Source organism: Streptomyces sp. NPDC006476 (assembly GCF_040612015.1).
Lineage (GTDB): Bacteria > Actinomycetota > Actinomycetes > Streptomycetales > Streptomycetaceae > Streptomyces > Streptomyces griseorubiginosus_B.
In genome coordinates this window covers 1-6,384 of the sequence record NZ_JBEXPK010000174.1, presented here as the reverse complement: position 1 = coordinate 6,384, position 6,384 = coordinate 1, and the positions used below count along the sequence as shown (strand labels likewise).

Here is a 6,384-nt window from a genome sequence, read left to right as displayed (position 1 = left end):
GATACGACCTAGACACTCGCATCCTCGCAGGTCAGCGGCACCTTTCTGCTGTCAGGCCGTCAGCTCACCCAATTCCGCTGAATAACCGGGGTTAGAGGTCGCGCAGGTAGGCGTGTGTTCATGGGCGGCGGTTGGGGCGTTTGTCCCAGCGGTGGGTCGTCCATGCCCGACGGATCAGGCTACGCACGGTGATGATGGTGTCGGCCAGATCGAAGAAGGTGTCGATGACTGTGGCCCGGCGCTCGTAGCAGCGGGCGAGGCGGTGGAAGGCGTTCTGCCAGGCGTGGGTCCGTTCGACATGCCACCTCTGACTTGCCTGGATCGGTGCCTTCTCCCCCTTGTGCGCGATGCGGCCGTGCAGGCTGCGTTCGTCGAGCAGGGTGCGGGTCTTGTCCGAGTCGTAGCCTGCGTCCAGGTGCACGGTGATGTCGTCGGGCAGCGGTCCCAGGTCGTTCAGGCGGTCCAGAGTCGGGGCGAGGAGCGGGGAGTCGTGGCGGTTCGCTCCAGCCAGCACGCGGCCCAGCGGGATTCCATAACCATCTGTCATGCCGGAGCGTTTCAGGCCCTGTTTGCCGCGATCGACCGGTGAACGGCCCGTGGCCTCCCCACCGCCGGGGGCTTTGGTGATGGAGCCGTCGACGGCAATCTGGTCGAGGACGAGGCCGACGATCCGGCAGGGCGGTTGCAAAGTCTGATGATCTTGAGTCGGTGCTGGTCAGCCGAGTTCGAGGAGGGTCAGTGGCCGCTCGAAAGGGCGGAGGGACATCTCGCGGAGTCCGGCGGCGATGTTGGTGTGGCCAGCGGCACGGAGCTGGTTGATGGCGAAGCTGCGAAGCGTCGCCATGTTCTCAGGTCCGTGTCCGATGCGGACCTTGGAGGCGTCCTCGCGGAAGGCTGTGTCCCGCACGAAGTGGAGCCGGTTTTCAATCACCCACTGTGACCTCACGATCTTCGCGATCCGCTCGGGGGAGGCCTGCCTGCTGGTCAGGTCGGTGATGACGTAGACGGTCTCGCGGGTGCGCTTGCCGGTCTTGGCCGAGGTGCGGTGCCGGACGATCTTGGCGACCTGGGCGGCGTGCGGGAAGTCGACGCCGAGGTCGGTGATGGTCAGGGCTTGCACCACGCGGGTCTCCAGGCGTCCGTGTCCGGTGGACCGGTCGTAGAACTTCGCCGTCGCCTCACCCCAGGGCAGAGTCCGAAGCTGTTCGTACAGGCCCTTCTGGTTCTTCTTCACGGTGAACGCGTAGTGAGCCTTCTTGGTCTCCACGAGGAAGCGGGCGTGGTCACGCTGGGTGTGCAGAGCATCGGCGGTCACCGTCACCCCGGTCAGGTCGTAGGGCTCCAACAGGGCGGCGAAGCAGGTGATTTCATTCGTCTTGTCCGGCACCCGCAGTTGAGTGACGATCTGGCCGCTGCCGGTCATGGCGGCCAGCAGATGGGCGGCCGGAGTGGTGTCATGGCGCGAGCCGCGGGCGCTCTTGCCGTCCACGGCCAGGGTGTCGCTCCCGGCTGGATCGCAGCCCAGCAGGTCGGCCAGCCCTCCGGGGCAGGTGCGCTGGACGACCCGGCGGATCGTTGCGCTGCTGGGCGCGACGCGCAGGGCGAACGCCGTGGCGGTGCGGGCCCCGAGTCGGGCGAGGGTGTTCTGCGGCGCCTCCGTGGCCCATTGCCCGATGGCCGCGAAGGACTTCGCTCCGGCGACCACCGCCGAGCAGGCCACCAGCAGGACGGCCACGAAGGGGTGACGCTTCCCGCGCCGGCACCGCGGATCGGCCAGTGTCTGCAGCCGCAGGGCCAGCGGGCCGACCGCACGGTGCTGACGGGTGGGCGACTTGATCAGGCAGACGGTGGCAGACTGGCGGCACATCGAAGCTCCGTTGGGCGAAGGCGACTTGGGAAGGTCACCCGCACAACGGAGCTTCGTTGCGTACGTCGCGCGCCCACCGAACATCGTCACACCGCCGTGACCTGCACGCCTACAAGCGAGCGGGGCGCCACAACTCCCCCTTGCGCAGCGGGAAGTTCTCCACCAGCTCCCGCAGTACCGCCCCGTACCCCAGGTGCGTGAACAGCCACATCGTAAGCGTGAAGTACACCACCAGATGTGAGGGCAGCGCCTTCGTACGCTCCTGCCGTACCCCGGTCTCCTTGATCGCCAGATGCACCAGCTCCGGAGTGAAGGTCCGCGACAGCAGCCCCATCCGCGTCCGCTCAGGGTAGGTCTCACCAGCTATGTGCCCACTCGCCACAAGATCAGGACCCTACCCGACCAAGATCACACTACGGAAGCGACGTTGGGCTTCCGGTCTCGGTCACCGGGTTGGCACTCGAACTGCAGCCGGGTCAAAGGGAGTTCGTCGCGTCAGTGGACAAGCACCTGCTGTTGATTCCTGTGAGAATTCCGCCGGGGAGATCCGTATCATATCAGTGGTGGGACCTGTGGGGATCGTGCTGCAGGAGAGGCAGATCCCCGTCTCGGCGTCCCAAGACCCACACCGTGCTTGCGCTTCACCGCAAGCACTGCCACCTGGCTGGCCGTTCACGAGCCATGCCCCCACGTTAGGTCAGTAAGTTGAGCCACCGACGTGTCACCAAGAAGACCGGCATCCTCGCTGCGGCTGCGGTGGCTCCGCAGCCGCGATGATGCTGCCCACCGCCAGCGCAAGTGCCGGAGTCTCGTGCTTGATCGCTGAGTCACGCACGCGAATCACTCGGTGAGCGGCCAAGATCACGAAAGAGAGTCTTTCGAAAGTGGACTTTCATGCACGGCAAAAAGGAATTCGGACAACCCGTACTAGCGAGGAGCTGGACCAGTTCTTCCTCGAACAGGTCGCCCTGCTGCGGCCCCGGGTCTTCGTCGAAGCGGGAGCGCATGGGGCAGAGGCATCGCTGGCAGTCGCAGCTGCGGTCCCGGACTGCACGGTGATCGCGTTCGAGGCGAACCCCTACGTGCACCGAAAGTTTGCAGCCGGCGCGGACTTCATCGCCCACCACGTGGACTACCGGCACCAGGCGCTGTCGAACCTGCCCGGCGAAGTCACCTTCCTCGTGATCACCGACAGCGCCAGCCTCGCCGACGACCGTGTCGAGGGCTACAACTCCCTGCTCCCCAGGGCGGGCCGCGACTGGCTTGGTGACGTCGAATACGAAGAAGTCACTGTGGCCGCGACGACGCTGGACCACGAATTCGCTGACCACCCGGGGCCGTTCGCCCTGTGGCTGGACGTCGAAGGCGCCACGGAACAGGTCCTGACCGGGGGCCGGAGGTTTCTCGGTCGATGCGACCTGCTGAAGGTCGAAGTCGAGGAAACGCCGTTCTGGCAAGGCCAATGGCTCGCCGAGGATGTCGTCGCCGATCTGCGTGAACACGGCCTCGAACCCGTCGCCCGCGACACCCAGACCGAAGAGCAGTACAACGTGGTGTTCGCCAGTAAACGCTTTCATGAAACAAGGGCCCCCGCATGATATCCGCCTTCAGCCGCCGCCTCCTCGACCTCGAATCCCGCATCGACTCCCGGAAACTGGGCTGGTATTCCGACAACTTCGATGAACCGGTCATGGATTACTGGCGCGTCGAACGCCCCGGTCGGCTCGTGCGTGACCCCACCACCGGCGCTCCGGTCACCGAACGCATCACGATCGCCGAATTCCTGGCGCGCACCGGGGTGGCGGACCTCTTCGTCGAACGCGACACGGTCGGCATCACGGCCGTCCAGGCTGCGGTAGTCAACCCCTGGGGTTTCGTCGGGTTCCAGTTCGGTGAGGCGCTGCTCACCGACCTGCAGTACTACCGTCCGATGCGCGGTGTCGTCGTCCTCGACGGCGAAGAGATCAAAGTCCCGTCCTACTACGCCCCGGCGTTGCCGGAGAGCACCTGGTGCGGCGGTACGACGAGCCACGTCTATCATGACGAAGACATCAATGGTCCCCGCATCGGCACGGACGTCAACGAGTGGCGGGGTACGTTCACAGGCCGCGATGGCATCGACTCCTTCGCTGACCTTCGCCGCTACGACAACCAGCTCGCGGTACTGCGCCGCGCCTTGCGTCACAACGCCAGAATCCTCAACCGCCACTTCGCGAAGTCCGGCCGCGACCTCTGGAGCTCGGCCGAGTCGTCGCCGGCGTCGCTGCTTGGTGCCGCGCACCTCTGCGGACCGTACGGTGTACTCGCTTACCTTGACAACGGCATACGGCCCACCGACGAGGCGGGCACCTCCATCACCGCCTATCTGCGGGCCTTCTCCGATGTCGAGCTCACGCCGGACGACCTCGGCGCGCAGTGACCGCCATGGCTATTTCCATCCTGTTCGTGGTGCTCACGGCGTTGTCCGTCTCCTCAGCCCTTCAGGGTTTCGTCCTGCTGGCCGTCGCGCGCAGACCCGTGCGCGGCCCGCAGGAGGGGCACCGGCGGCGTGTGTCGGTCATCGTGCCTTGTTTCAACGAGGAGAAAGTATTGAGCAAGACCATCGATTCTATCTTTGCCTCCCGGGGGGTCGAGCTCGACCGCGTGATCTGCGTCGACGACGGTTCGAACGACGGCACCCTAAAAGTGATGCTCGAGGCTCAGCAGCAGTACGGCGACGTGCTGCTCGTGCTCAGCCAGAGCAACCATGGCAAGGCGGCGGCCCTCAACCACGCCCTCAAGGCCGTCGGTACGGAGTTCTTCGTCTCTGTGGACGCCGACACTCAGGTGCTGCCCGACACCCTCGCCCGGCTGCTCGCCCACTTCACCGATCCGCTCGTGGCTGCAGTATCAGGGCAGATGATCGTCGGCAACCGCCACCCGGCGCAGGCATTCGTCTACGCCGCGCAGGTAAACGAGTACGAGGCCGCGAACAACATCGAGCGCCGGGCGTTCGCGCACTGGCAGCGGATCACCGTGATCCCCGGGGCGATCGGTGCCTTCCGCCACAGCGCCGTGGTCGAAACGGGGGGGTACCCCGAGGGCACCTTGGCCGAAGACGCGCACCTCACGCTGGCGCTACTTCTCAACGGTCACCGCACGACCCACGAGGCCTCGGCGACCGTGCTGACGGAAGGACCGGACACGATGGCGGGTCTGCGCCGCCAGCGCGTCCGCTGGGCCACTGGCAAGACACAGGTGTTGCTGCGCGTCGCGGGGCCGGCTCTGCGACGTGGGGGCCTCGCAGCCACGTTGTGGCTGTACTTGCTATGGAACAACTCGATCCTGCCGCTGGTCTGGCTGCCCGGTGCGGTGCTGCTGCCGCTCTCAGCCGTGACGCTCGTGCTGCGGAATCCGGAGACCGTGACCTGGGTTGCGACGGCGTATCTTTTCACCCTCGCGCTGAACTACGGCCACTTCGTGTTGTCACGCCGGTTCGCGCGCTCACTCGACGCCGCCAGCAGAGCGGCGGCCGGGCTCGTCGAGGTGCACACCGGAATCCGGGCCACTGTTGCCATCCCGTTCGTGGGCTCACTGGCGATGTGGGTCGCGTGGGCCCGGATACTCACCCGGCAGCACGGTGGCTGGGACAAGCTCGACCGCAGCGGTGACGTGGAGACGCAAGCGTTGTCGTCGAAGGGAGTTTTCGATGCCGACTGACAAACGCGTGGCCTTCACCTTCGACGACACCCCGCACGACCCGGGGGGTTTTCACCCCCGACGAACGCACCGCCACGCTGGTCGGGCAACTGGCCGACGCAGCAATCGAACAGGCGGGCTTCTTCGTTGTGGTCGGCGATCTCCAACAGCCCCGCGGCCTCGGTGGCGAGGACGGCTCCGTGCCTACACGGCGGCCGGGCACGTGCTGGGCAGCCACAGCTACCGCCATCCCCGTCTGAAGGAGATGTCCATCGAGGACTTCCTCGCGGACGTCGACCAGGCCGCCGACTGAGGCTCCGCCAAGCTCGTTTCCGCAGTTCAGTGGGGCTGGTGTGATGCGCCGGTGAGGTCCTCGCGCTGACAGGTGGCGTGATCGTCGGGGCGAGATCATCCGCCGGCTCTGTCAGCGCTGTACTTCGCTGTTCGTCAGAACGACCAGGGCCCGCAGGAGCGTGGTCGCCTGCCTGGTGTCCGTGCGGAGTTTAGTCAGGATCCGCCATGACTTGAGGTTCGCGAAGCCATGTTCGTTGGCGGCGCGTTCGCGGCTGACCAGGCGGTTCGCTTCCTTCTCGGCGTCGGTCAGCTTGTGGTTGCGGGTGGTCTTGCGGCCGGTGATGATCACCGGGTCGTCGTCGGGCTTGTCGTCGAGGCCGACGAAGCCGAGGTCGGCCAGGGCGCCGAGGCCGGCTTCCCTCAGGTGTCCGGTGATCTTGTTGTGGCGGGCGGGTGGTGATCTCGCCGGACCGTCCGGGCTTGGCCGCGGAGATCCAGATCAGGTTGCCCTTCTCGGGTCTTCAAAGTTGAGCGGTGCGGAGGTG

Annotated in this window: 6 protein-coding genes and 1 pseudogene; 3 read left to right on the top strand and 4 right to left on the bottom strand. The window is 66.1% G+C overall.

What is annotated here, in order from left to right; genetic code table 11:
- Positions 1 to 118: 118 nt before the first annotated feature.
- From ABZZ74_RS51990 to ABZZ74_RS51980, 3 genes and pseudogenes are all read right to left on the bottom strand, one after another.
- Positions 119 to 673 (bottom strand): annotated as a pseudogene (locus ABZZ74_RS51990) (transposase); the annotation flags it as partial.
- Between the two features lie 42 nt (positions 674 to 715).
- Positions 716 to 1,867: an ISAs1 family transposase gene (locus tag ABZZ74_RS51985; protein WP_356951126.1), complete on the bottom strand. Its 1,152-nt coding sequence runs from the start codon at positions 1,865 to 1,867 to the stop codon at positions 716 to 718.
- A 109-nt stretch (positions 1,868 to 1,976) separates the two neighbouring features.
- Entirely contained in the window at positions 1,977 to 2,201 is a 225-nt protein-coding gene (locus tag ABZZ74_RS51980) for a transposase domain-containing protein (protein WP_356951125.1), read from the bottom strand.
- A gap of 550 nt (positions 2,202 to 2,751) precedes the next feature.
- Here ABZZ74_RS51980 and ABZZ74_RS51975 point away from each other — a divergent pair.
- The 3 genes from ABZZ74_RS51975 to ABZZ74_RS51965 are packed head-to-tail and all read left to right on the top strand — an operon-like array spanning position 2,752 to position 5,566.
- Positions 2,752 to 3,465, top strand: a complete 714-nt coding sequence (locus ABZZ74_RS51975) for an FkbM family methyltransferase (protein WP_356951124.1) — start codon at positions 2,752 to 2,754, stop codon at positions 3,463 to 3,465.
- On the top strand, positions 3,462 to 4,286 hold the full coding sequence (locus ABZZ74_RS51970) for a hypothetical protein (RefSeq protein WP_356951123.1): 825 nt from the start codon (positions 3,462 to 3,464) through the stop codon (positions 4,284 to 4,286). Before ABZZ74_RS51975 ends, ABZZ74_RS51970 begins: the two co-directional genes overlap by 4 nt.
- A 5-nt stretch (positions 4,287 to 4,291) precedes the next feature.
- Positions 4,292 to 5,566 (top strand): glycosyltransferase family 2 protein, encoded by a 1,275-nt coding sequence (locus ABZZ74_RS51965; protein ID WP_356951122.1) that lies wholly within the window; start codon positions 4,292 to 4,294, stop codon positions 5,564 to 5,566.
- Between the two features lie 403 nt (positions 5,567 to 5,969).
- Here the strand turns inward: ABZZ74_RS51965 and ABZZ74_RS51960 are convergent, their stop codons facing one another.
- Positions 5,970 to 6,239 carry a transposase family protein gene (locus ABZZ74_RS51960; protein ID WP_356951127.1) on the bottom strand — a complete coding sequence of 90 codons (270 nt, stop codon included), beginning with the start codon at positions 6,237 to 6,239 and terminating at the stop codon, positions 5,970 to 5,972.
- Between the last annotated feature and the right edge of the window lie 145 nt (positions 6,240 to 6,384).

Coding starts and splice junctions, on each gene's coding strand:
- ABZZ74_RS51985 (WP_356951126.1), bottom strand. CDS start 1,867: ATGTGCCGCCAGTCTGCCACCGTCTGCCTGATCAAGTCGCCCACCCGT.
- ABZZ74_RS51980 (WP_356951125.1), bottom strand. CDS start 2,201: ATGGGGCTGCTGTCGCGGACCTTCACTCCGGAGCTGGTGCATCTGGCG.
- ABZZ74_RS51970 (WP_356951123.1), top strand. CDS start 3,462: ATGATATCCGCCTTCAGCCGCCGCCTCCTCGACCTCGAATCCCGCATC.
- ABZZ74_RS51965 (WP_356951122.1), top strand. CDS start 4,292: ATGGCTATTTCCATCCTGTTCGTGGTGCTCACGGCGTTGTCCGTCTCC.